Source organism: Pacificibacter marinus (assembly GCF_018860665.1).
Lineage (GTDB): Bacteria > Pseudomonadota > Alphaproteobacteria > Rhodobacterales > Rhodobacteraceae > Celeribacter > Celeribacter marinus_A.
Map to the genome: position 1 here is coordinate 42,820 of NZ_JAHKPK010000017.1, position 24,181 is coordinate 67,000.

Annotated in this window: 24 protein-coding genes; 20 read left to right on the forward strand and 4 right to left on the reverse strand. The window is 51.8% G+C overall.

Annotated elements, in window-relative coordinates:
• Positions 1–2 precede the first annotated feature (2 nt).
• Positions 3–608: a 3-isopropylmalate dehydratase small subunit gene (gene leuD, locus KO497_RS03765; RefSeq protein ID WP_215942631.1), complete on the forward strand. Its 606-nt coding sequence runs from the start codon at positions 3–5 to the stop codon at positions 606–608.
• Positions 609–718: 110 nt separating this feature from the next.
• Here the strand turns inward: leuD and KO497_RS03770 are convergent, their stop codons facing one another.
• A complete protein-coding gene (locus tag KO497_RS03770) occupies positions 719–952 on the reverse strand; it encodes an EF-hand domain-containing protein (RefSeq protein WP_215942632.1) in 234 nt (77 codons plus the stop codon).
• Between the two features lie 5 nt (positions 953–957).
• Positions 958–1,413, reverse strand: coding sequence for a hypothetical protein (locus KO497_RS03775; RefSeq protein ID WP_215942633.1), 456 nt, complete (start codon positions 1,411–1,413; stop codon positions 958–960).
• A gap of 121 nt (positions 1,414–1,534) precedes the next feature.
• Here KO497_RS03775 and KO497_RS03780 point away from each other — a divergent pair, with 121 nt between their 5' ends.
• Positions 1,535–2,416, forward strand: a complete 882-nt coding sequence (locus KO497_RS03780) for a hypothetical protein (protein WP_354668083.1) — start codon at positions 1,535–1,537, stop codon at positions 2,414–2,416.
• A 44-nt stretch (positions 2,417–2,460) separates the two neighbouring features.
• Positions 2,461–3,477: an endonuclease/exonuclease/phosphatase family protein gene (locus KO497_RS03785; protein WP_354668084.1), complete on the forward strand. Its 1,017-nt coding sequence runs from the start codon at positions 2,461–2,463 to the stop codon at positions 3,475–3,477.
• On the opposite strand, the gene KO497_RS03790 is transcribed toward KO497_RS03785, so the two are convergent.
• Positions 3,415–4,323 (reverse strand): epimerase, encoded by a 909-nt coding sequence (locus KO497_RS03790; RefSeq protein WP_215942634.1) that lies wholly within the window; start codon positions 4,321–4,323, stop codon positions 3,415–3,417. The genes KO497_RS03785 and KO497_RS03790 overlap by 63 nt on opposite strands.
• 92 nt (positions 4,324–4,415) lie before the next feature.
• On the opposite strand from KO497_RS03790, the gene KO497_RS03795 reads away from it, so the two are divergent.
• Both KO497_RS03795 and leuB read left to right on the forward strand, forming a co-directional pair.
• On the forward strand, positions 4,416–5,303 hold the full coding sequence (locus KO497_RS03795; RefSeq protein ID WP_215942635.1) for a LysR family transcriptional regulator: 888 nt from the start codon (positions 4,416–4,418) through the stop codon (positions 5,301–5,303).
• Positions 5,304–5,376: 73 nt separating this feature from the next.
• Entirely contained in the window at positions 5,377–6,480 is a 1,104-nt protein-coding gene (gene leuB, locus KO497_RS03800; protein WP_215942636.1) for a 3-isopropylmalate dehydrogenase, read from the forward strand.
• Between the two features lie 72 nt (positions 6,481–6,552).
• Here the strand turns inward: leuB and KO497_RS03805 are convergent, their stop codons facing one another.
• The gene (locus KO497_RS03805) at positions 6,553–6,852 is read right to left on the reverse strand and encodes a hypothetical protein (RefSeq protein WP_215942637.1); all 300 of its coding nucleotides are present in this window, start codon (positions 6,850–6,852) and stop codon (positions 6,553–6,555) included.
• A 105-nt stretch (positions 6,853–6,957) separates the two neighbouring features.
• Between KO497_RS03805 and KO497_RS03810 the strand changes: the two genes are divergently transcribed.
• The 15 genes from KO497_RS03810 to KO497_RS03880 all read left to right on the forward strand — a co-directional run bounded on the left by KO497_RS03810 (position 6,958) and on the right by KO497_RS03880 (position 24,002).
• A complete protein-coding gene (locus tag KO497_RS03810) occupies positions 6,958–7,902 on the forward strand; it encodes a DMT family transporter (protein ID WP_215942638.1) in 945 nt (314 codons plus the stop codon).
• Between the two features lie 155 nt (positions 7,903–8,057).
• Complete coding sequence (locus KO497_RS03815; protein WP_215942639.1) at positions 8,058–8,534, forward strand: formate dehydrogenase subunit gamma; 477 nt, start codon at positions 8,058–8,060, stop codon at positions 8,532–8,534.
• Positions 8,531–10,048 carry a formate dehydrogenase beta subunit gene (locus tag KO497_RS03820; protein ID WP_215942640.1) on the forward strand — a complete coding sequence of 506 codons (1,518 nt, stop codon included), beginning with the start codon at positions 8,531–8,533 and terminating at the stop codon, positions 10,046–10,048. Before KO497_RS03815 ends, KO497_RS03820 begins: the two co-directional genes overlap by 4 nt.
• Positions 10,045–12,951, forward strand: a complete 2,907-nt coding sequence (gene fdhF / locus KO497_RS03825) for a formate dehydrogenase subunit alpha (RefSeq protein ID WP_215942641.1) — start codon at positions 10,045–10,047, stop codon at positions 12,949–12,951. Before KO497_RS03820 ends, fdhF begins: the two co-directional genes overlap by 4 nt.
• A gap of 39 nt (positions 12,952–12,990) precedes the next feature.
• A complete protein-coding gene (gene fdhD / locus KO497_RS03830; RefSeq protein ID WP_252729505.1) occupies positions 12,991–13,740 on the forward strand; it encodes a formate dehydrogenase accessory sulfurtransferase FdhD in 750 nt (249 codons plus the stop codon).
• Positions 13,727–13,930: a formate dehydrogenase subunit delta gene (locus KO497_RS03835; RefSeq protein ID WP_215942643.1), complete on the forward strand. Its 204-nt coding sequence runs from the start codon at positions 13,727–13,729 to the stop codon at positions 13,928–13,930. Before fdhD ends, KO497_RS03835 begins: the two co-directional genes overlap by 14 nt.
• A gap of 382 nt (positions 13,931–14,312) precedes the next feature.
• Positions 14,313–16,769 carry a nitrite reductase large subunit NirB gene (gene nirB, locus KO497_RS03840; protein ID WP_215942644.1) on the forward strand — a complete coding sequence of 819 codons (2,457 nt, stop codon included), beginning with the start codon at positions 14,313–14,315 and terminating at the stop codon, positions 16,767–16,769.
• Positions 16,769–17,113 carry a nitrite reductase small subunit NirD gene (nirD, locus tag KO497_RS03845; RefSeq protein WP_215942645.1) on the forward strand — a complete coding sequence of 115 codons (345 nt, stop codon included), beginning with the start codon at positions 16,769–16,771 and terminating at the stop codon, positions 17,111–17,113. The genes nirB and nirD overlap by 1 nt, the downstream gene beginning before the upstream one ends.
• Positions 17,114–17,133: 20 nt before the next feature.
• A complete protein-coding gene (locus KO497_RS03850) occupies positions 17,134–17,970 on the forward strand; it encodes a formate/nitrite transporter family protein (RefSeq protein WP_215942646.1) in 837 nt (278 codons plus the stop codon).
• A gap of 128 nt (positions 17,971–18,098) precedes the next feature.
• Positions 18,099–19,766 (forward strand): protein kinase domain-containing protein, encoded by a 1,668-nt coding sequence (locus KO497_RS03855; protein WP_215942647.1) that lies wholly within the window; start codon positions 18,099–18,101, stop codon positions 19,764–19,766.
• A 23-nt stretch (positions 19,767–19,789) separates the two neighbouring features.
• Positions 19,790–20,233, forward strand: coding sequence for a cyanase (gene cynS / locus KO497_RS03860; protein WP_215942648.1), 444 nt, complete (start codon positions 19,790–19,792; stop codon positions 20,231–20,233).
• A gap of 152 nt (positions 20,234–20,385) precedes the next feature.
• Positions 20,386–21,309 (forward strand): NAD-dependent epimerase/dehydratase family protein, encoded by a 924-nt coding sequence (locus KO497_RS03865; protein ID WP_215942649.1) that lies wholly within the window; start codon positions 20,386–20,388, stop codon positions 21,307–21,309.
• A complete protein-coding gene (locus tag KO497_RS03870; protein ID WP_215942650.1) occupies positions 21,306–21,917 on the forward strand; it encodes a sugar transferase in 612 nt (203 codons plus the stop codon). The genes KO497_RS03865 and KO497_RS03870 overlap by 4 nt, the downstream gene beginning before the upstream one ends.
• Before the next feature lie 352 nt (positions 21,918–22,269).
• A complete protein-coding gene (locus KO497_RS03875) occupies positions 22,270–23,151 on the forward strand; it encodes a polysaccharide biosynthesis protein (protein WP_215942651.1) in 882 nt (293 codons plus the stop codon).
• On the forward strand, positions 23,148–24,002 hold the full coding sequence (locus KO497_RS03880) for a polysaccharide biosynthesis protein (protein WP_215942652.1): 855 nt from the start codon (positions 23,148–23,150) through the stop codon (positions 24,000–24,002). The genes KO497_RS03875 and KO497_RS03880 overlap by 4 nt, the downstream gene beginning before the upstream one ends.
• The last annotated feature ends 179 nt before the right edge of the window (positions 24,003–24,181 follow it).

Consider the following 24,181-nt stretch of genomic DNA (forward strand, 5'->3'; position numbering starts at 1 on the left):
CCATGGAAAAATTTCAAACACTCAATGGTGTTGCGGCACCTATGCCACTCGTCAACATCGACACAGACATGATCATCCCAAAGATGTTCTTGAAATCGATCAAACGCACAGGTTTTGGCGCGAACCTCTTTGATGAGATGCGCTTCAACCGTGATGGTACCGAGATTGCAGACTTCGTTCTCAACAAACCTCAGTATCGTAACGCGGAAATTCTTGTGGCGGGCGACAATTTCGGGTGTGGCTCTTCACGTGAACACGCGCCTTGGGCGATCGCTGACTTTGGCATCAAATGTGTGATTTCCACATCTTTCGCTGACATCTTCTACAACAACTGCTTCAAGAATGGCATCTTGCCAATCGTCTTGCCGCAGGATCAGGTTGATGTGTTGATGGAAGATGCTGAAAAAGGCTCCAACGCACGCATGACTGTAGACCTTGAGGCGCAAAAGATTACGACCTCAGATGGTCAAGAGATTGCGTTCGACGTCGATGCGCATAAAAAGCATTGCTTGCTTGAGGGCCTAGATGACATCGGTCTGACGCTGGCGAAAAAAGCCTCTATCGAAACCTTTGAGGCATCGATGCAGCAAGAGCGCCCTTGGGTGTAATGCGCTGGTTTTTAATATAGCCCTAACGGGTATGTGAGACACGACAACGGCGGCCCTAGGGCCGCCGTTGTGCGTTTGGCGATCAAATATCAACCAAAAGGGCTTGTCCCTTATTCTGTGGTCATTTCTTCGCCCAAGGCGACGCTGAGCTCCATGTCAGACACTTCGCCGCTGGCATCCGTATCCATTGCGAGGAAGGTTTCTTCTGTCACGTCAGGGTAGGCTGCTGCGACTTCTGCAAAGGAGTAAGCGCCGCTTCCGTCTGTATCTTCGATTGCAGCTTGTGCAAAAAGAGGGGCTGCGAGAAGAGATGTCATACCGAGGGTGAGTGCGATCTTTTTCATTTCGTTTATCCTTTTATTAGGTATGCGCCGAACTGGCGCGGTTCACAGTACTGAACGACATTGTGCCGTTGTTGATAGAGATGATCGAAAGGAATGATTCTTTCAACCCATTGAATACAAAGAATAAAAGCGAATTTATGCCGATGCAGATAATTGCCTATTGCCAGCAAGAATTCGCAAACTGATGGAGCGTTCGAGGCTATGAAAAAGTGGAAATTTGTCCAAGTCGGCGGTGTTTTGCGTGGTGTTTCGGCGTGTTTATGCTTTTTTCTAAGTGCTGAAAGGACTTTGGCGCTTTGGGCAAAGACCTGCTGATCCTGACAGTGTTCAAAATATGGAATTTTTTTATGAAAATTTGGGTGACAAGTCTGTCTCGCTCCCATGCGATTCACCATAATTTTGGTGAGCAGACTTGCTCTGTTAGCATGGATAATGATGCAAAATCGCACCGCTTTGTCCACGAAACGGCCTTAATTTCATCGTTAACCTTAACCGTGGGTTGATGAGTAAGGCGAAAGAAGGCAAAAATTGGGCAAGATTGAGGCAGTTCGCCATTATTGGCACAATCAAAATGGAAAAAGTGTGTGGCATCGTATCACGCACGGCCAGTTTGAAGGGAAATGGGCAGTGTTGAACCGTGTGGTCGGCGCATTCGTGCGCTCTATTCTCGTCGTGGCGTTGATCGCTATGCCGTCGTTCTTGCTGCCAAACGTGTCTTCTGATTCTGCTCAAGTTGTTGCACTTGTCGCGCTCTTTGGTGCAGCTCTCACATTTTTCGAATATATTTCCGCCTACCCAGGTTTGGTTGAGTTTCGCGACGCCCCACCGTTCAATCGGGTGCGGTTCTTGTCACTTTTCGTGACGATTTTGTTGCTGACGACGATTTGCAACGGTATTTCATCTCCCACAATTGTCAGTGAGTTCGTGACCGTTGTGGGGGCGTTGATCGGCTATGTTCTTGATTTCCCGTACTCGCCTGTCCGTTTAATGGTGCAGGCTTTGCCCGAAGGTACTGCAGCGAACCATATCACTTTGATGCGTGTTTGCGCTGGAGTGTCGTATTTGATCTCGCTTTTGTCGCTGACAATTTTCCTTCTTCTTTTACAGCGTCGCCGATGGCCTTCAAAAGCAGGATCTTTCAACGTTTGGGTCAACCTTCCGACTTTTGATCCGACGGCTGGCGGCGATGTGGTGGCGCGGCTGAAACGTGACGCACGGGTGAACATTATTCTTGGTTTTGCATTGCCGTTTGTGATCCCCACGGTGGTACATTCGGCCTCTAATCTGTTTGGCGCGATGGCAGTGGGGAATTACCAATCGATGATTTGGCTGGTGGCCGCTTGGGCTTTTTTGCCGTCCTCTTTGTTTATGCGTGGTATTGCGATGGGGCGTGTGGCCAATATGATCGAAGGCAAGCGTCGCCAAACCTATGCTGCGGCCGACCTTGATCATATACCGGTGTGATTCGCGCTGGGCTGATAAGTCTTTTTTGTTTTTGCCCCTTTGTCGTGGCCGCACAAGACATGCTGCGGATCGCGACTTGGAATGCTGAGCTATCGCGCACAGGACCGGGTGTTTTACTGCGTGATATTTTGTCGGGCGAGGATGCCGAAGTACTGTTCGCTGTCGATCATATTTTGAAAACAACACCTGATGTTTTGGTGCTCACTGGGATCGATACAGATTTTGAGGGGCATACGGCGCGCGCCTTGGCCGTAGCGTTGACCCAAGCTGGGGTTGCCTATCCATATGTGTTCTCCGGCATTAGCAATGCGGGTTTGTTCACGGGGCGTGACCTCGATAAAGATGGGCGCTTGGGGCAAGCCAAAGATGCGCAGTCTTATGGCGACTTTCACGGACAGGGCGGCCTCGCCGTTCTGTCGCGCTTGCCGATCGCAGCCGACGACATCATAGATTTTTCAACGTTGCTATGGCGTGACGTACCGGACGTGCGCTTGCCTGACAATTTCTATGATGCGGGCGATTTGGATGTGTTGCGGTTGTCTTCGACAAATCACTGGAATGTGCCTGTCATGTGGGGTGAGACTTCCATTCATATGTTGGCGTTTTATGCTACGACGCCTGCATTTGACGGAGACGAGGACCGTAACGGTCTGCGCAATGCTGATGAGGTTGCGCTTTGGCGCCACTATTTGGATGGAAGGCTCGATACGCCCGCTCCAGATATACCTTTTGTCGTGATCGGTGATGCCAATTTGGATCCGCAGGATGGAGAAGGGCGCATTGAAGAGATGCAGGCGCTTTTAACCGACCCAAGACTACAAGACCCACAACCGCGTTCAGCATATGCCAAAAGCATCGCCAATGAGACACATACTGGCGATGCCGCATTTGACACGGCCGATTGGGACGACCCTATGCCTGGAAATTTGCGCGTTGACTATGTGTTGCCCTCCGCCGATCTCAAGGTGATCGACGCAGGGGTGTCATGGTCATCGGCTTCAAACAGTGATGGCGCTTTGTTTCGGCACGGCCTTGTTTGGGTCGATATTGCACGGCAATGACGCACGCATAACGGTGCTTAGATCAGTGCGTTCAAAATCGGGCACAAGGCGATTAAATTTATCTGTGCCAAGTTCATGAGGCACATCCCAAAGATAGCGCATCTCGGACAATTCGCGTGCCAATTCCCAAAATGGAGAGGTCAATTTCAAGGCCCACCATGGAAATTTCGAAATATGCAAAGGATGCCCCAAAGCCTGTTCAAGTTCGGCCTTTAAGTCTTGAAGCGTAAAGTTATAGCCGCCAAAGGTGATGTCTTCAAACTGACCTAGCGCATCACGTTTTTCTGCAAGTAGCACGGCGGCACGCGCCCAGTCTGGCAAATAGCAATAGGCGTGCATCGTGGTGCTTTCACCTGGCAAGGTGATCTTGCCTTTGCGAATGTCTTTCAACACCACCAATCGCATCACATCATCACCGCCATCTTGCGGAGTGATAAAGTCACCACCGCGCAGTAGAATTGTTTGGACGCCTGATGCCTCGTAACTGCGTTCTAGGATTTCCCTGATCTTGCCTTTGCGTGTCTGTGGTCGGTGGGGTGTTGTTTCATCCCATGTGCCAGCGGAGTTGCCGAAATTATAGACATTCGCGGGAATGATTACAGTGGCGCCTGTGATGGTTGCAGCCTCTATAACTTGCTGTGTGATGCGCGGAATGATGTCTGCCCAATTGTGATAGTCGGGTGGATTCAGTCCATTGACGATGACATCAGCGCCTGTGGCTTGTGCAGGCATATTTCCAAGTTTGCGATCATACAGGCGGACGTTCCAGCCTGCTTGGCTAAAGGCGTCTTTTGCGTGGCGTCCAACTTTTCCGCGGGCACCAAGGATGAGGACTGTTTGCGTCATGTGTGTCTCCGTGTTTGGGATTTAACACCACATTGCTTGTTCTTATGTGAATTGAAATTGCATTGAATCTTATATTCGGTATTCATATATGAATGGATAATCGCCTTGCCTCACTTGATTGGACGCTCATACGTGCCTTTGTTGCTGTCGCGCAGGGTGGCTCGCTGTCGGCCGCTGCGCGTGATTTGCACTGCAGTCAGCCAACAATCGGGCGACAAATCCAAAGCCTGCAAGACGCCCTTGGAGTGATCTTATTTTTGCGACGTCCAAAAGGTATGGTGCTGACCGCTGATGGCGAGCGGCTGTTGCCTTTTGCGCAGCAGATGATGGAGGCTGCGGGGCGGTTTTCTATGGCGGCCACTGGTGCTGACACGCAGAAAGCGGGCACGGTGCGCCTGACCGCATCTGTGTTTGTTGCGCATTACGTTTTGCCCAGAATATTGGCTGAGCTGCGTCAGAAGGAACCGCTTATTCAAATCGAACTTGTGCCTTCGGATGCCTCTGAAAATCTGTTGTATCGTGATGCAGATATTGCCTTACGCATGTATCGACCAAGCCAGCTTGATATCGTTGCGCGTCATTTGTCGGATATCGAAATCGGCATTTTTGCGGCCAAATCTTACATTGATCGTCGTGGTTGTCCCGACGACCCAAAGGATCTTTTAGCGCATGATGTGATTGGCTATGACCGTAATGATTTGATCATTCGCGCTATGAGGCAATTTGGTTGGGATGTGTCCCCAAATGACTTTGCGCTGCGCTGTGATGATCAATCGGCGTACTGGGAGTTGGTGCGCGCGGGGTGCGGTATCGGATTTGGGCAGGCCTTGGTGGCGCAAAGCGATCCTAATCTGGTGCGTCTGTTTGATAACTTACCTATTCCAACGCTGTCGCTTTGGATCGCGGCCCCCAAAGCCGTGCGCCACACACATCGGGTTGCGGCGGTTTGGGATCATTTGGCTTCAAGTTTGAGCGGATAAAAAGGCCGTTCCTTGACCTTCGTCGCGTCGTCGGGTAGGCGAAACCAACGCTTAAACACAAGGAAAATGCGATATGAGCACGCCATCTCTTCTTATTCTGCCCGGTGACGGTATTGGCCCCGAAGTGATGGCCGAAGTCGTCAAAGTCATCGACTGGTTTGGTGACAAACGCGGTCTAAAATTTGACGTGTCTCACGATCTTGTTGGCGGTGCTGCCTATGATGCGCACGGTGCACCTATTTCCGATGCGACCATGGAAAAAGCACAAAGCGTTGATGCCGTTTTGCTTGGTGCTGTTGGTGGTCCGAAATACGACGATCTTGATTTTTCCGTCAAACCTGAGCGCGGCCTTTTGCGCTTGCGTAAAGAAATGGATCTGTTTGCAAACCTGCGCCCTGCGCAGTGTTTCGACGCTTTGGCTGACTTTTCGTCATTGAAAAAAGACATCGTTGCCGGTCTCGATATCATGATCGTACGCGAATTGACTTCTGGCATCTACTTTGGTGAGCCACGTGGTATCTTCACAGAAAACAACGAACGCGTAGGCATCAACACACAGCGATACACTGAAAGCGAAATCGAACGTGCCGCGCGTGCTGCATTTGAATTGGCCATGAAACGTGACAAGCGTTTGTGTTCTATGGAAAAAGCCAACGTGATGGAATCCGGTATCTTGTGGCGCGATGTCGTCAACGAAGTTGCTGTGGATTACCCGGAAGTTGAAGTGTCACATATGTATGCCGACAACGGCGCGATGCAATTGGTGCGCGCCCCTAAACAGTTCGACGTTATCGTGACCGACAACCTGTTCGGCGATATCTTGTCTGATTGTGCTGCGATGTTGACCGGCTCTCTGGGCATGTTGCCATCCGCGTCTTTGGGTCTGCCGATGGCCAATGGTCGCCCGAAAGCGATGTACGAACCCGTACACGGTTCAGCGCCTGACATCGCAGGCCAAGGGAAAGCCAACCCAATCGCATGTGTGCTCTCATTCGCGATGGCTTTGCGCTACTCGTTTGATCAAGGCGATGAAGCGACACGTCTGGAAAAGGCGATTGAAACTGTTTTGGCGAATGGCGCACGCACTGCTGACTTGCTCGGCGAAGAAGGCGTAACCGCTGTATCCACAACTGAAATGGGCGATAAAATCATCGAGGCGCTGACAGCGAGCCTGTAAATCAATCGATAGTATTTCAAGCCGAGGCATTGGAAACGATGCCTCGGTTTTTTGGTGCCAGACAAATCGTTGTCAGTCGAAAATGTCAAAGATGTCCTCGGCCACATCCATCAGCCGATAGGCGATAGATTTCTTTCTCTTGCGCGATTTGTTCCGGTCCTTAGACTTTTCCTTGCTGCGCTTTGGCTTGGCTTTATGCGTGCCTTGCACAGTAAAGGGGTCGATCACGTGATCCGTGCGCAAGGATTTCATTCGCCGCAAAGGCGCGCCACATGACGTGCATTGCAGCTCGTGTCGCGTTTTTCCAGCAAGTGTTAAAACAGTATGCGTGCCACAGTAGCAGCAGGTGGCGGATTTATGGGCGTTTTTCATATGTTATATTTGGGACGCTATAGCTGCCTCGACAAGTGCAAAAAGTATGGGTACCAAACTGATGACACCATCGGTTACCGCTAACAAAAAACGGAAAGACAGCTCATGAATATATCCGGCGCATTTTACGCTTTGTTCGCATTCGCAGTTTTTGCGACCCATGACGCTGTGATCAAGTATCTTGGCGTATCTTATTCGCCTTTTCAGATGATCTTTTTCTCAACGATGTTTTCCTTTCCGCTTGTCACTTTTATGCTGATGCGTGACACGGCATCGGGTCACTTGCGCCCTGTGCATCCTTGGTGGACAGCGCTGAGAACTATGTGCTCAACCATCAATGTCATGTGCGCGTTCTATGCGTTCACGGTATTGCCGTTGGCCCAAGTCTACGCCATTCTTTTTGCAACGCCGCTGTTGATCACGATGATGTCTATTCCAGTTTTGGGAGAGCGTGTTGGCCCGCACCGCTGGGGTGCTGTCGTTGTTGGTCTTATCGGGGTATTCGTTGTGCTGCGGCCCGGTTCGACAGAGTTTACACTCGGGCATGCTGCCGCTTTGACCTGTGCCTGTCTTGGCGGGTTGGCGTCGATTATCGTGCGCAAAGTCGGGCGTGAAGAGCGCACCGTTGTGTTGATGCTGTATCCTATGGTTGCGAACTTTATCATCATGGGGACGCTGATGGTGTTTACGTACAAGCCGTTGCCGATCAACGACCTTGGCGGTATTGGTGCTATCTCTGTCCTCGGGTTCACGGGGGGCGTGTTTTTGATCGTCGCGTATAAGGCGTCTGAGGCTGCTATAGTTGCGCCGATGCAGTATTCTCAGATTATCTGGGCAACGATTTTCGGTTCGCTGTTCTTTGGTGAGTCCATTGATTTGGTCACAATTCTTGGCGCAAGTATCATCATCATGTCTGGTCTTTATATCGTGTTCCGAGAATCGCAAAGCGGGACGTCGAAAAATACTCCTGTATTGCGTACGCGCTCACGTGCCTCATCGGCCGCGTCGTTTCGGATTTCGCCATTCTTGCGTCGCAATAAACCAAAATAAAGTACATTGCAGCGCTAACATGTTTCGTTGCGCACAGGATAGACCGCGCACCTTGCAACAAATGCACAACTGGGCGTGCGTAGGGTCACAAAATTGCTTGTTGAATTTAAGCCTGCGATTATGGTCTATTTGTGCAACTGTACAAAGGACATGCGATGCGCCACCCTCATGAAACGCCCAACGATGCGGCGATCCTTGACGTCATTACGACACAGCTTTCGCTGGAAGGTCCGCTTTTGCCCATGCTTCATGCCTTGCAAGAGACTTTCGATCATGTGCCGCAATCGGCTGTCCCCCTTCTTGCGCAAACGCTGAACATCAGTGCCGCAGAAGTGCATGGCGTTGTGTCGTTTTATCATGACTTTAAAGAAGTCCCGTCTGGTCGCCATATCGTGAAAATTTGCCGTGCTGAAGCCTGTCAAGCTGTCGGGGCCAACGCGCTTGCAGATGCGACACTCGAAAAACTTGGTGTCGCATGGCACGGCACCACCGCGAACGGCGCTGTAACCATTGAGCCTGTCTATTGTCTTGGTCTTTGCGCTTGCGGACCTGCCGCCATGGTTGATGGTAAAGTTGTGGGACGTGTGGATACCTCTAAAATGGATCAAATTTTGAGCGAGGTTGGCGCATGAAAATTTACGTTCCTGCAGACAGTGCAGCCAAATCGCTTGGTGCGGAAGCGGTGGCCGATGCTATCGTGCTTGAGGCCCAAAGCCGTGGATTGGACGTCGAATTGATCCGCAACGGATCACGCGGTATGGTTTGGCTTGAGCCCTTGGTCGAGATCGACCGGGGTGAGGGGCGCAAAGCCTACGGTCCGATCGAACCTAAAGATGCGGCTGCTGTTTTGGATGACACATTCGCATCACTCGGTGCGGTTGAAGATATCCCGTTTTTCGCCAAACAAACGCGTTTGACCTTTGCGCGTTGCGGTTTGATCGATCCTTTGAATCTGAACGACTACAAGGCAAATGGCGGGCTTTTGGGTCTCACGCGTGCCCTGTCCATGACGGGCAAAGACATCGTTTCTGAGGTCACAGACTCTGGTCTGCGTGGACGTGGCGGGGCTGGCTTTCCAACAGGTATCAAATGGAACACAGTGCTGGGCGCTGAAGCCGATCAAAAGTACATCGTCTGCAATGCGGATGAAGGCGATAGCGGCACGTTCGCGGATCGTATGCTGATGGAAGGTGACCCTTTTTGCCTGATTGAAGGTATGATCATCGCCGGTCTCGCGGTGAACGCCACTAAGGGATACATCTATCTGCGCGCCGAATATCCTGACGCCATTGAGGTGATGAACAAAGCCATCGCGATTGCGCAAAGCGCGGGCGTTTTGGGTCAAAACCTGCTAGGGTCAGAGCGTACTTTTGAATTGGAAGTACGGGTTGGCGCGGGTGCATATGTCTGCGGCGAAGAGACGTCTTTGTTAAATTCGCTTGAGGGTAAGCGCGGCGTCGTGCGCGCCAAACCACCGCTGCCTGCGCTTGAAGGACTGTTCGGTAAGCCTACGGTTGTAAACAACGTGCTGTCCTTGGCGACGGTTCCTGTGATTTTCGAGCGCGGCGCGGCCTTTTACAAAAATTTCGGCATCGGGCGCTCACGCGGTACGACCCCTTTGCAGATCGCGGGCAATGTGGCACGTGGCGGATTGTTCGAAGCCCCCTTTGGTATTCCTTTGGGCGAACTGGTGAATGATGTTTGTGGTGGTACCGCCTCTGGCAAACCCGTGAAAGCCGTGCAAGTTGGCGGGCCGCTTGGGGCTTATATGCCGCCCTCTGATTTTGACACATTGATTGGCTACGAAGAATTTGACGCCGCGGGCGGTTTGATCGGTCACGCAGGTGTTGTCGTGTTTGACGAGACCGCTGATATGCTGTCGATGGCGCGCTTTGCGATGGAGTTTTGCGCCGTAGAAAGTTGTGGTAAATGCACCCCTTGCCGGATCGGATCTGTGCGCGGTGTTGAGACAATCGATCGTATCGCCGCTGGTGATAGCGCAGCGAAAGAGCTTTTGACCGATCTTTGTGATACGATGCGAGACGGATCACTTTGTGCGCTAGGGGGCTTTACGCCTTATCCGGTTATGTCGGCCCTGACGCATTTCCCAGATGATTTTGACCGCAAAGCGGAGGCCGCAGAATGAAAGATTTTGTAATCCCTTGGGACGGTGTTGATGGCAACGGTATTCAAGATGACCGCGATATGGGCACGCCAGCGAAATCTGGCGCGCCTGTCACTCTGACCATTGATGGGTTCGAAATCACGGTGCCAACAGGCACATCCGTGATGCGCGCCGCCGCTGAAGCTGGCATCACCGTGCCCAAGCTTTGTGCTTCCGACAATTTAGAAGCCTTCGGGTCTTGCCGCCTGTGTGCTGTTGAAATCGAAGGTCGTCGCGGTATGCCAGCGTCTTGTACGACACCGGTGGCCGATGGAATGATTGTTAAAACCCAAACGCCAAAAGTGCAGAAGTTGCGCAAAGGCGTGATGGAGTTGTATATCTCTGATCACCCACTCGATTGCCTGACCTGTGCGGCCAACGGCGATTGTGAATTGCAAGACATGGCCGGCGTCGTGGGTCTGCGCGATGTGCGCTATGAGGCGGTTGAGACGCATTTCGCCACGCGCACCGCATCGGGTCCAAACCCGAAATACATGCCCAAAGACGAAAGCAACCCGTATTTCACCTATGAGCCTTCCAAATGTATCGCTTGTTCACGTTGCGTGCGGGCTTGTGAAGAGGTGCAAGGGACTTTCGCGCTGACAATGGAAGGTCGCGGGTTTGATAGTCGCATTTCTGCGGGCACCAAGCTTGATGATTTCATGACGTCTGATTGTGTCAGCTGTGGCGCTTGTGTCCAAGCCTGTCCAACTGCGACCTTGCAAGAAAAATCTGTGATCGATCTTGGGACGCCGACCAAATCTGTTGTCACCACCTGCGCTTACTGCGGTGTTGGCTGTTCGTTCAAAGCCGAGATGAATGGTGACACTTTGGTGCGTATGGTGCCTTACAAAAACGGCAAAGCGAACCGAGGTCATTCTTGTGTCAAAGGCCGCTTTGCCTATGGCTATGCCAACCACAGCGATCGCATTTTATCGCCGATGATCCGCGACACGATCGAAGAGCCGTGGCGCGAAGTGTCTTGGGATGAAGCACTTGGTTTTGCCGCCAATAAGATGCGTGGCTTGCAAGAAACTTATGGTCAGAAATCAATCGGTGTGATCACTTCGAGCCGCTGTACAAACGAGGAAACTTATTTGGTGCAAAAGCTGGCCCGCGCTGTCTTTGGCAATAACAATACAGACACATGCGCGCGCGTGTGCCATTCGCCGACGGGGTACGGGTTGGGTCAAACTTTTGGCACATCCGCAGGCACGCAGGATTTTGACAGTGTCGAGCACAGCGATGTTGTAATCGTGATCGGCGCCAATCCGACCGACGGCCATCCTGTGTTTGCCTCGCGTTTGAAAAAGCGTTTGCGCCAAGGGGCTAAGTTGATCGTTATCGATCCGCGCCGCATTGATCTGGTGAAATCACCGCATGTCGAAGCGGCCCACCATTTGCCGCTCCGCCCCGGTACGAACGTCGCAGTCGTGACGGCCATCGCGCATGTGATCGTGACCGAAGGCCTGATGAATGAAGACTATATTCGCACCCGTTGTGATTGGGATGAATTCCTTGACTACGCCACTTTTGTGTCTGATGCCAAGAACAGCCCAGAGGCCACAGCGCTTTTGACCGGCGTCAATGCGCAAGAGCTGCGCGCGGCGGCACGTCTGTTTGCGACAGGCGGTAATGGCGCGATTTACTATGGCCTTGGGGTGACAGAACACAGCCAAGGGTCAACCACAGTAATGGGCATCGCCAATCTCGCGATGCTGACTGGCAATATCGGCCGCAAGGGCGTGGGCGTGAATCCGTTGCGCGGTCAAAACAACGTCCAGGGCGCTTGTGATATGGGGTCGTTCCCACATGAATTGCCGGGTTATCGCCATGTGAAAAACACCGACGCACGCGATGTGTTTGAAAGCCTTTGGGGCGTGACAATCGATCCAGAAGCGGGCTTGCGTATCCCGAACATGCTAGACGCCGCCGTCGATGGCACGTTCAAGGGCTTGTACTGTCAAGGCGAAGACATTTTGCAATCTGACCCGGACACCAAGCATGTGGCGGCTGGACTGGCTGCAATGGAATGCGTGATCGTGCATGATCTATTTTTAAACGAGACTGCAAATTACGCGCATGTATTTTTGCCGGGGTCTACGTTCTTGGAAAAAGACGGCACTTTCACCAATGCAGAACGTCGGATCAATCGCGTGCGCAAAGTCATGGCGCCACGCAATGGGTATGGCGATTGGGAAGTGACGCAAATGCTGGCCAACGCCATGGGCGCGGGCTGGACTTACACACATCCTAGCGAAATCATGGATGAGATCGCAGCGACAACCCCTTCGTTTGCGGATGTGACTTATCAGTTGCTTGAAGACAAAGGGTCCGTGCAATGGCCTTGTAATGCGGAACACCCTGATGGCATGCCCTTGATGCATGTCGACGGGTTTATGCGCGGTAAAGGTCGGTTGATGATCACCGAATATATTGCAACGGATGAACGAACAGGACCACGGTTCCCGCTGTTGCTAACCACTGGGCGGATATTGTCGCAATATAATGTTGGCGCGCAAACGCGGCGGACTGAAAATGTCGCATGGCATGGTGAGGATGTACTGGAAGTGCATCCGCATGACGCCGAAGTGCGCGGTATCTCGGACGGGGACTGGGTGCGCCTGACCTCGCGTGCGGGCGAGACCTCGCTGCGTGTGACGCTGACGGACCGTGTGTCGACGGGGGTTGTATACACCACCTTCCACCACCCAGACACGCAGGCCAATGTGATCACCACTGACTATTCAGATTGGGCGACCAATTGCCCTGAATACAAAGTGACAGCGGTACAGGTCAGCTTGTCGAACGGTCCAAGTGAATGGCAAGAAGCTTACGCATCGCAAGCGGCGCAATCGCGTCGTATCACGCCTGCGGCTGAGTAGCAGGTGCGAGCGTCATCGCGACATATATCTGGGCATAGCTTGGCGGAAGAGATTGCCATCGCGATTAGCTTCAATGGCACAACGCAAGCCGTTATGATGGCGAGTCCGCAAGATCTGGGAGACTTCGCTTATGGCTTCGCCTTGAGCGAAGGTTTTATCGCCAAGATGTCTGATGTTGAGCGCATTGAAATTGCCGAACATCCAACGGGGCTTGAAGCGCAGCTTTGGTTGAACGCGCAGCAGGCCGAAGTGCTAAGCGCGCGGCGTCGATACATGTCGGGGCCTGTTGGTTGTGGCTTATGTGGCATTGATAGCTTGAACGAGGCGCTGCGGGTTTTGCCGACGTTGGCGCAAACGACAGGTCACTTGACATCTTTCGATGTCGAGCAAGCGACAGATCAACTGCGCAAACAGCAGCCTTTGCATGACCAAACGCGTGCGGTCCATGCCGCTGGAATTCTTGTCGCGGGCAAAGGCATCGTGATGGCGCGCGAAGACGTGGGGCGTCACAACGCGCTTGATAAGCTTATTGGTGGTTTGTGCCGCGCAGGTGTTGATCCCGCAGGTGGCGCTTTTGTGATCACCAGTCGGGCGTCTGTGGATATGGTGCAAAAAACGGCCATGGCAGGATGCCCCGTTTTGATTGCTGTGTCGGCGCCAACGGCTTTGGCTGTTGATGTCGCTGAGGCCGCAGGCGTGACATTGGTTGCCTTTGCGCGTGCGCAGAATTTCGAAATTTTCTCACATCCAAATCGTATTGAAGCAGGACCCACAGATGTCACCAGATAGTATGGTTCGTATGGCCAATCAGATTGCTGCGTTCTTTAAGACGCAGCCCAAAATCGATCAGGCCCAAGGTGTGGCTGATCATCTTTCTGACTTTTGGGAGCCTCGCATGAAAGCTCAACTGGTCGCATTTGTGGCTGATGGCGGTGTGGGACTTGATGATCTTGTGGTTGAGGCCAGCAAGCGCCTTTGACGCAGAAAATGCGGGAATCGTCCGATGCTGTGTTTGGTATATCTGTAAATACGGCGACATTTTTGCGGCAGTGTTTTGAGCAATACCCTGATATTTTCGCGTGTTTTTTTGGCACATTGAAAACTTGACCTAAAAGTCACCTAAATTCAGCGCTGGTCTAAGGCTGCGCTCTTGAACCGTATGCCCTCTCGACGCAATGCTGACGTCAAGTCGGGTAAAGATGCCCCGCCACAATGATGTGGCAGACCTTCATATATTTGCTCTCTTTGAGAGCGCAGCAACGGCGCTGCACGTGACCTTTTCTAAAGGTCAGGGATGCGGTGCCGAGTTTATGAAACACCTCGTGTCCCAACGTGCAAAAGCAAAAATGGGACATGGGTACATGACACAAAAACTCAAACTGGTCGTGGTCGGAAACGGCATGGCACCTGGTCGGATGCTAGAGCATCTTCTTGATGCGGGCGACGCCTATGACGTGACGATCTTTAATGCAGAGCCGCGTGTGAACTACGACCGTATTATGCTGTCGCCTGTTCTGTCTGGCGAGAAATCTTTTGATGACATCATAATTCATGATGAAGCTTGGTACAAAGACAACGGCATCACGCTGCACATGGGTGCGAAAGTGTCCAAGATTGATCGCGAGGCCAAAACGGTCACATCCGAGAATGGCATCACGGAAAGCTATGACAAATTGGTCTTGGCGACAGGTTCTGATCCGTTCATCATCCCGTGCCCCGGTCATGATCTTGAAGGAGTGTTGGCCTACCGTGATCTGGATGACACGAATGCCATGCGCGATGCGGCGGGCAAAGGTGGCAGTGCGGTTGTCATCGGTGGGGGCCTTTTGGGCCTTGAGGCTGCGGCAGGTCTAAACATTTTGGGCATGGACGTGACCGTGTTGCATTTGATGCCAACGTTGATGGAGCGTCAGCTTGACACGGCGGCTGGTTACTTGCTTGAGAAAGAGTTGGAAAGTCGCGGGATCGACATTCGCTGCAAATCCAACACCAAACAAATCATCGGGGAAGATGGCAAAGTTTGTGGCGTTGAACTGGACGACGGCACGTTGATCAAATGCGATATCGTTGTGATGGCTGTCGGCATTCGCCCGAATGTTCAACTTGCCAAAGACGCGGGCCTTGAAGTGAACCGCGGCATCGTCACAACCAACGGGATGCAAACTTCTGATCCTGATATTTTATCAGTGGGCGAGTGCGTTGAGGTTGGCGGCATGGTGTACGGTCTTGTTGCGCCGCTTTACCAAATGGCAAAAGTCGCGGCCTCTCATTTGATGGGTCCATCTGATGCGGGGTTTGTGCACACAGAAACCCCAACCAAGCTCAAAGTCACAGGGTGTGATCTCTATTCCGTGGGTGATTTCGCCGAAGGCGATGATCGTGAAGACATCGTGTTGCGCGATGCGAAAAGCGGCACTTACAAACGCGTTATCATCCAAGACAACAAGATCATTGGTGCAGTGCTTTACGGCGCTGTCGATGACGGCGGCTGGTACAATGAGATGCTCAAGTCCGGCGAAGATATCTCGGACATGCGCGACACGTTGATCTTTGGCCAAGCCTTTCAAGGTGGGGGTGCCGTTGATCCATTGGCTATGGTTGCGAACATGTCCGATGACGCGGAAATCTGTGGCTGTAATGGCATCACCAAAGGCACGATCGTGTCGAAAATTAACGCCATGGGTCTGACCACTTTGGCGGAAGTGCGTGCGCATACCAAAGCTTCGGCCTCTTGTGGCACATGTACGGGCCTGGTTGAAAATGTCATGGCGCTGACTTTGGGCGACGATTTCAAATTGCCTGATGTTGAAACCATGTGTGGCTGTACTAAGCATGACCACGGCACTGTGCGCCGCATGATCAAAGCAAAGGAACTGAAAACTATTCCTGCGGTGATACAAGAGCTTGAATGGAGCACGCCGGAAGGTTGTGCCAAATGTCGCCCTGCCTTGAACTACTACCTCGTGTCTGATTGGCCGGGTGAATATGTGGACGATCAGCAATCGCGCTTTATCAATGAACGCGTGCATGCGAACATCCAAAAAGACGGCACGTATTCCGTTGTACCGCGCATGTTTGGTGGGATCACCACACCTGACGAGCTGCGCGCGATTGCTGATGTGGCCGATAAATTCAGCATCCCGACTGTTAAGGTCACGGGCGGTCAGCGGATCGATTTGTTGGGCGTCAAAAAAGACGATTTGATCCCTGTGTGGAAAGACCTCAACGATGCAGGCATGGTCTCGGGCGCGGCTTACGCCAAAGGTTTGCGGACTGTGAAAACCTGTGTGGGATCGGATTGGTGTCGTTTTGGGACTCAAGATTCCACTGGACTTGGCATCAAGCTTGAGCGTCTGCTTTGGGGCGCTTGGTCCCCTGCGAAACTGAAACTTGCTGTGTCTGGTTGCCCGCGCAACTGTTCTGAAAGCACCTGTAAAGACATCGGCATCGTTTGTGTCGACAGTGGATATGAAATTCTCTACGGCGGCGCTGCGGGGTTGCACATTCAAGGTACCACCAAGCTTGGCAATGTTGAGACAGAAGAAGAAGTTCTCGAATACTGTGGGGCACTCACACAATATTACCGCGAAACAGGTTTTTATCTTGAGCGCATCTATAAATGGGCGGATCGCCTTGGATATGATCACGTGAAATCTGTGATCTATGACGATGCTGAGCAACGCAAAGCCTATTATGAACGCTTTTTGTTTTCCCAAACCTTCGCACAAGTTGACCCATGGGCGGAGCGGGTTCAGGGCGCTGAAGCGCATGAATTTTCACCACTGGCCGATTTTTCTTCACGCGAGGCAGCAGAATAATGACCGTTCAAGACAACCAATGGATTGCGATCGGCGCACTCGACGATATCCCACGCCAAGGCGCGCGCAGGGTGATTACAAATGCAAAAACCATCGCGATATTTCGCACCTCGCAAGACGCAGTCTACGCGCTAGAGGATCGTTGCCCGTTTAAAGACGGTCCTCTGAGCGCGGGGATCGTCCATGGCACAACCGTGTCTTGCCCGCTGACAAACTGGGTCATCTCTTTGGAAACAGGAGAAGCGCAGGGTGCAGATGTTGGCAAAACAGGCGTGTTCCCCGTGAAGGTTGAGGGGGGGCGTATTTCCCTCTGCCTTGAAGAAAAACAATTGCAAAACGCTTAACCCAATCGAAGGAAGACCACATGGCATATGTGCAACCAGCCGAGTTCGCGGCGAAGATGATCGAAGCCGGCGAATCTAAAATATTGATGTCCACCAAAGACACATTGATCCGCTCCTACATGGCGGGCGCGATCCTTGCGCTCGCTGCGGCTTTCGCGGTGACCATCGCCGTCAACACTGGTAACTTTCTTGTCGCCTCGCTGTTGTTCCCTGTTGGGTTCTGTATGCTCTATCTTTTGGGGTTCGACCTATTGACAGGCGTGTTTACCCTCGCGCCTTTGGCTGTGATCGCCAAGCGTCCAGGGATGACGTGGAAGGGTGTGTTTCGCAATTGGGGTCTTGTGTTCTGTGGCAACTTTGCCGGTGCTTTGACCACGGCTGTTTTCATGGCGATCATTTTCACCATGGGCTTTAGCCAAGAACCAAACGCGGTTGGCCAACGGATCGGCCAAATCGGTGAAGCGCGGACTTTGGGTTATGCGGCGGCCGGCGGCGCTGGCTTGTTGACAGTCTTCATTCGTGCCGTGATGTGTAACTGGATGGTCTCGACTGGTGTCGTCGCCGCGATGATGTCCAGCAGTGTGTCTGGTAAAATCATGGCGATGTGGATGCCGATCATCGTATTCTTCTACCTTGGTTTTGAACATTCAATCGTCAACATGTTCTTGTTCCCATCAGGCATTATGTTGGGCGGTGAATTCACTTGGGCTGACTACTTTATCTACAACGAAATTCCCGTTGTCTTGGGAAACCTTGTGGGTGGTCTGACCTTTGTTGGCGGCATGATCTACGCCACACATTTTAAGACCTCTCCTAGGCGTTCTGTTGCGGGATCAGTCGGCACACCTGCTGAATAATAGATACCAACCCAGCCTGAATACGGGCTGGGTTCACTTTGTGAAAGCTGGTTTCTGTGCGCGATACTCAAACAACTGCCTCTTCCCTTTCGGTCAGTATTGGTCAGGCTACTTCAGCCGGACGCAAAGTGCACAATCAAGACTTTCATGGCGCGCTCGTTCCAGACGAGCGCGCGCTTTCATTTAAAGGCATCACTATTGCCTTGGCTGACGGCATATCGACATCTGATGTGTCTGCCGTTGCCTCTGAAACAATCGTTAAAAGCCTTTTATCAGATTACTACAGCACGCCTGATGCATGGACGGTCAAAACCTCTGCGTCACGGGTGATTTCAGCAGCCAATTCATGGTTGTATGCTCAAAGCCGTTTTGCAGGTTTGGCTGATGCGGATCATGGTCACGTCTGCACGCTTGCGACGATGGTGCTTAAAGCCAGAACAGCGCATTTGTTTCATGTGGGTGATAGCCGTATTTGGCGTCTTTCGGGTCTAAGTTTGGAACCGCTTACCACGGATCATCATGCATCTTTGGGTGCTGGTGAAACCGTGCTGTCGCGTGCGATTGGCGCTGCAAGCCGTGTTGAAATCGACTACCGTGTCGAGCCTATTTCGCAGGGGGATGTGTTTCTTTTAACTACGGACGGCGTCCACGAACATTGGACTGCGCGCACAGTGGCGCAACGTATCGTTGAGACTTCAACCTTGGATGGCGCAGCAGAACAGATCATCAAAGATGCATTGGAGGCTGGCAGCAAAGACAATCTTACCGTGCAAATCGTGCGCATAGATGACCTACCCCCATCGGATGAAACCCAGTTTGATGAAACGGCTCGAACCTTGCCTATTCCGGCTTTGCCGCGTGAAGGCAGTGTGCTGGATGGTTATAAAATTTTGCGCGAGCTGCACGCAAATCACCGGTCCCATATTTTCCTTGCCAAGGCGTCAGACGGTGAAGTCGTCGCTCTGAAAATTCCCGCGTCGGATTTGAAAGACGATGCTGATGGGTTGCGGCGATTTTTGATGGAAGACTGGATCGCGCGCCGTTTAGACAATGTTCATGTCTTGGGCGCGCCCGCCTCACTTGGGCCACGTTCGAGTCTATATGTGGTGACCGATTTCATCGAGGGTCAGACCCTGCGCCAATGGATGCAAGACAACCCTAAACCCAGTTTTGAACAAGTGCGTGATATCTTGGAGCAAGTGATCCGAGGTCTGCGCGCCTTTCACAGGCGTGAAATGTTGCATCAAGATCTGCGACCTGAAAACATCATGCTGGACTCCGATGGTGTTGCTAAAATCATCGACTTTGGATCGGCCTATGTTGCGGGCGTCCAAGAGGCAGCCCCAATGCGTGAAGATGATGGTATCTTGGGGACCCTGCAATATACCGCGCCGGAATACTTTTCTGGCGAACAGGTGAGTTGGCGGTCTGACCTGTTTTCTTTGGGGGTGATTGCCTACGAAATGCTGACTGGCGTTTTGCCCTATGGGACACAGGTCGGCAAGGTGCGTAACCCGCGTGATAGAACGCGGCTGCGATATCGCAACGCTCGCGATGATGCCCATCCGATGCCTGCGTGGTTGGATGAGGCTTTGGCCAAAGCGGTTCACCCCGATCCTGCGCGTCGCCATGATGCACTGTCTGAATTTGCGGCCAATTTGCGCTCGCCTTCGCTGCGTTACACCGCACGCCGTCACATTCCGTTGGCTGAGCGCAATCCCGAACGATTTTGGAAAACTCTATCTGGAGGCTTGGCCCTACTGTGTCTCGTCCTCGCCACTTTGGCCTTTCAGTAGGTCCATTATGAAAGGAGCATCCTATGCTTTTGAAAGAAGACGTGACCGTTCAAATTATTGAAGCCAAAAAGACAGCGGGTCTCACCTGGGAAAGCATCGCAAATGCAATTGGTATGAGCCCAGTGTTTACACATTCCGCTTGCATGGGCATGAACGCATTTCCTGCGGATAAAGCCGCAGAGCTGGTCAAGTTTTTAGGTCTCACTCAGGACGCTATATCCGTTTTGGTCGAAAGTCCGACTAAAGTCTGGGAGCAGGCGGTTCCGACAGATCCGTGTATCTACCGCTTTTATGAAATTGTTGGCGTTTATGGTCCGACGCTTAAAGCGCTCATCCACGAAGAGTTCGGCGATGGCATTATGTCCGCAATTGATTTTGAAATGTCGGTGAAACGCGAAGCAAACCCAAAAGGCGATCGCGTTAAAATCGAGATGTCAGGTAAGTACCTGCAATATAACGCATGGTAAAATTTCTGGGTTGAGGGCATCAGGGGCGCGCTTGAGCTGGCCCCAGATGCGCCAAAGAGGCTGGCTTTGCACTGACTTTGGGACTAAGTCTGTTTGATATTCATAATGCGGCACATCAAGTTTTGTATCCGCTGAAATTGAGGTTCAAACAGGTGTCTGACAATTTGTCACGGGCCAACGATTGCCCCAAGCGTTTTGTGTTTTTAGGGGCTTCTGGGCGCATAGGTCATCTTTTGCGGTCGATATGGCCAGACATCACCGCCTCTGATTTGCGCGTTGATTGGCAGTTTAGATCCGCACAGCCCACCATTCCGAATGCGCTTGTCTGGTCCGATTTGGCCACATTAGAGCCATTTTTAGATCATGCAAAATCTGTTGGTGGCTTGGATGGGCTTTTTGTTTTTTTGGGGGCCTCGCGTACTGGTGATAAGGCAGACGCCGATCAAATGGCGATCAATGTCTCGCTTGTGGACCAAGCCTTGAAGGCTTCCGTCGCTGCCGAAATTCCTCGCATTCTCATCGCCTCGTCATCTGCCGTTTATGGCGGGGGGGAGGGGGTGCCTTTTGATGAGAGCAGTGCCTTACATCCGGTAAATGCATACGGGATGGCCAAGCGAGATATGGAAGCTCTGTGTCTCTCGCGCGCGGCGGACTATGGTATCGAAGTTTGCTTGCTGCGTATCGGCAATGTCGCGGGCGCGGATGCCTTGCTTGGGCCCACTGAAGGGTGGCAGTCAGGTGACGCGCCAAGGTTGCTTGATATATTTCCAGACGGAGACGGGCCGCGCAGATCATATATTGGACCTGAAAGCCTAGCGGATGTCCTTAGGTGTCTGGCGTTGCAGTCACAGCCTTTGCCGCAGGTGATCAATGTCGCGGCACCTGTGAGTGTTTCTATGAAGGCGTTGTTGGATGCTGCAGGCGTCGATTGGAAACCGCGTCCTGTTCCCGCGTCGCCTTTGCAAGACATTGTGTTGGATTGCGCGCGCTTGGCAACTTTGTCTGATATCAAGGTCTCAGACGGTGCAGCAAATGTTCTTGTTGCACAGTGGCGCCGCGCCTTGGAGGTTCTATGACGATAGGGAAAAGGTTATTTGATGTGGTCTTGGCACTGATTTTGTCGATTCTTCTGGGAGGGGTGATTATCGGGTTGGCTCTTGTAATTTTGATAAAAGAGGGTCGCCCAGTTTTTTATCTTTCGGAACGGATGAAGACTCCAACCCATGGATTTAGGCTGATCAAGTTTCGCACGATGAAGGTCGTCGCGCACGATAGCGGCGTCTCAGGGGGCGACAAAATCAATCGCGTCACGCCGTTTGGCCGCTTTTTGCGCAGGGCGCGTTTGGACGAGTTGCCTCAACTTTGGAATGTATTGCGCGGGGATATTTCATTTGTGGGACCGCGTCCGCCTTTGCGTGAATATGTCGAGCGATTTCCCCAAATCTATGCGCAGGTGCTGATCACGCGCCCTGGTATAACGGGGCTGGCGTCCGTGCGATATCATGCCCACGAAGAAATGCTGTTGGCGCGTTGTACAACGGCGAAGCAGACGGACGAGATCTATGCGCGGGCCTGTGTTCCCCGCAAGGCACGCTTGGATTTGATTTATCAAGCCCACCAATCTAGGTGCTTTGATCTGCGTATTATGATTGAAACCATTTGGCCGAAATTACGAAAGTTTTAACGAGATCAGTGCTATTTAGAGCACTCCAAAAGGTTGTGTTTAAAAAACGCCCAATTGTTTATATGTTGAGCAAAAACTTGTGTTTTATCTGGTTCTACGGCAAAATCATTAGATATTTGCACAAGCGATTGTTTGCAAAATTAAGAATGTGTGAGAGTTTATGTTAATACAGGGTCTGACGACGTTACCAAGACATGTAGTGCGCGGCATCTTGGTGCTTTCAGATACGTTTTTGATCATAGCTTCTGTGTTTCTGGCGTTTACTTTGCAAGGTGATCTCGCCAAGTTGTTGACGCCTTTATTTGCATACGTATTCATCCTTGAAATGACGCTCATAGGCGCCGCGATCGTGATGCGCTTAAAGCTTCACTGCATCAAACTTGTGATGTTCAATTCCAAAGATGTATCCAAAATCGCGATTGCAGCAGGGTGTTTGAGTCTGCTTTTTGCAACATGTGCGGCCTTGCAAGGGGTGACCGGATTGGTCGCCAAAACGCTCATTTTTGGGACTGCATTCTTTTCTGGAAGCGTTGGCGCGCGCGCTGCGATGATTGCGATTTTATCTTATATGCGTGATCGAAATTCAAACCGCCAGTCTGTCGCTATTTTTGGAGCGGGCGGCGCAGGCATTCAATTGGCATCGGCTTTGCGCCAGTCTCACGTCATGCGGCCGGTGATCTTTTTCGATGATAATCTACACTTGCAAGGTATGGCTATCGGCGGCATTCCCGTACTAGATGCAAAGCGGATGAAAGCCAGTTTGGCGTATCACAAGATTGAGATGGTTTTGATTGCGCTGCCCGAAAGTGCAAAAGAACGACGCGCTGTAATCATTGAACAATTAGAGCGGATTGGTGTCAAAGTGAGGGCTCTACCCCCTTTCGTTGATATGCTGGCTGGGCGCGGCAATGAGGCCTTGTTCCGAACTGTTGGCGCTGACGAAATTTTGGGCCGTGATGCCGTCGATTTGGAAACTCCTGAAATTGCTAAAACATATGCTGGACGTGTCGTGATGGTGACGGGGGCTGGCGGGTCAATCGGTTCCGAATTATGCCGCCAAATTCTAAACTGTCGCCCAGCAAAGATCGTTTTGTTCGATCAAAGTGAATTCAATCTTTATCAAATCGATTTCGAATTGCGTGACCTTGCTGCGCAACACAAGGTTCAGCTCTCGACATATTTGGGGTCTGTGACCGACCCCGTGAGAGTGCGCCATGTTTTGACGCAAGAATGAGAGTGCGCCATGTTTTGACGCAAGAAAATGTTGAAATTATTTTCCATGCGGCGGCTTATAAACATGTCCCAATCGTTGAGGGAAACGAATTAGAGGGGGCAAAGAACAATGTCATTGGCACCAAGGTTGTTGCTGAAGCGGCGGCTGAGGCCAATATCGAACGCTTTATTTTAGTCTCTACGGATAAAGCGGTAAGGCCCACCAATATTATGGGGGCAACGAAACGTATGGCTGAGTTGGTCGTGCAGGATTTGCAAACACGCGAACCACAGGTAAAGTTTTCCATGGTGCGTTTTGGCAATGTCTTGGGGTCGTCTGGATCGGTGTTGCCCCTCTTTCAAACACAGATCGAGGCTGGCGGTCCCGTGACTGTCACTCACCAAGAAGTCTCGCGGTTCTTTATGACGATTTCCGAAGCGGCGCGATTGGTTTTATTGGCGGGGGCCTATGCTGAAGGCGGTGATGTCTTCGTTCTTGATATGGGCAAACCACAAAAAATCATGGATATCGCGCATCGAATGATCGAACTCTCTGGACGCACAGTTAAAACGCCCGGCTCAGCAGAAGGCGATATCGAAATTATCGTGACTGGGTTGCGCCCCGGTGAGAAGCTTTATGAAGAACTTTTACTAGATCACGACAATTTATGCGGGACACCCAACCCAAAAATTCTGCGTGCAGAAGAGGCCATGCTTGGACCGTCAGAGGTCGCTAGCATGTTGCGTGAACTCAACGTCGCGATCAAAACCGCCAATGCGGCACATTTGCGTAAAGTCGTGCGCGAACGCGTTGACGGATATCACGAACCGCAGGGGGCCCCAGCACAGCAATATCAAGTGGATGAGATCTAGTCCGAAAACTATCGTGGGCATAAGGCGCGTCGGGTCTTTCGCAATCTATGAGGCAGTGCATTTTCTTATGATTTGTGTTTAAGGTTTTTCTGACAGCCTGAGCAGTGGGTCTATTGCTGCTTAAAAGACACGCCCGCAAATTGATTCATGGTTAGATGGTGCCGCTTGGTCCTGTGGGA

Bases quoted from the DNA above. Each gene is read 5' to 3' on its own strand.
- leuD (WP_215942631.1), top strand. From the start codon at position 3: ATGGAAAAATTTCAAACACTCAATGGTGTTGCGGCACCTATGCCACTC.
- nirD (WP_215942645.1), top strand. From the start codon at position 16,769: ATGACCGTTCAAGACAACCAATGGATTGCGATCGGCGCACTCGACGAT.
- KO497_RS03870 (WP_215942650.1), top strand. From the start codon at position 21,306: ATGACGATAGGGAAAAGGTTATTTGATGTGGTCTTGGCACTGATTTTG.
- KO497_RS03850 (WP_215942646.1), top strand. From the start codon at position 17,134: ATGGCATATGTGCAACCAGCCGAGTTCGCGGCGAAGATGATCGAAGCC.
- KO497_RS03795 (WP_215942635.1), top strand. From the start codon at position 4,416: ATGGATAATCGCCTTGCCTCACTTGATTGGACGCTCATACGTGCCTTT.
- KO497_RS03820 (WP_215942640.1), top strand. From the start codon at position 8,531: ATGAAAATTTACGTTCCTGCAGACAGTGCAGCCAAATCGCTTGGTGCG.
- KO497_RS03810 (WP_215942638.1), top strand. From the start codon at position 6,958: ATGAATATATCCGGCGCATTTTACGCTTTGTTCGCATTCGCAGTTTTT.
- KO497_RS03835 (WP_215942643.1), top strand. From the start codon at position 13,727: ATGTCACCAGATAGTATGGTTCGTATGGCCAATCAGATTGCTGCGTTC.
- cynS (WP_215942648.1), top strand. From the start codon at position 19,790: ATGCTTTTGAAAGAAGACGTGACCGTTCAAATTATTGAAGCCAAAAAG.
- KO497_RS03770 (WP_215942632.1), bottom strand. From the start codon at position 952: ATGAAAAAGATCGCACTCACCCTCGGTATGACATCTCTTCTCGCAGCC.
- fdhF (WP_215942641.1), top strand. From the start codon at position 10,045: ATGAAAGATTTTGTAATCCCTTGGGACGGTGTTGATGGCAACGGTATT.
- KO497_RS03790 (WP_215942634.1), bottom strand. From the start codon at position 4,323: ATGACGCAAACAGTCCTCATCCTTGGTGCCCGCGGAAAAGTTGGACGC.
- KO497_RS03880 (WP_215942652.1), top strand. From the start codon at position 23,148: ATGAGAGTGCGCCATGTTTTGACGCAAGAAAATGTTGAAATTATTTTC.
- leuB (WP_215942636.1), top strand. From the start codon at position 5,377: ATGAGCACGCCATCTCTTCTTATTCTGCCCGGTGACGGTATTGGCCCC.
- nirB (WP_215942644.1), top strand. From the start codon at position 14,313: ATGACACAAAAACTCAAACTGGTCGTGGTCGGAAACGGCATGGCACCT.
- KO497_RS03815 (WP_215942639.1), top strand. From the start codon at position 8,058: ATGCGCCACCCTCATGAAACGCCCAACGATGCGGCGATCCTTGACGTC.
- KO497_RS03875 (WP_215942651.1), top strand. From the start codon at position 22,270: ATGCGCTTAAAGCTTCACTGCATCAAACTTGTGATGTTCAATTCCAAA.
- KO497_RS03805 (WP_215942637.1), bottom strand. From the start codon at position 6,852: ATGAAAAACGCCCATAAATCCGCCACCTGCTGCTACTGTGGCACGCAT.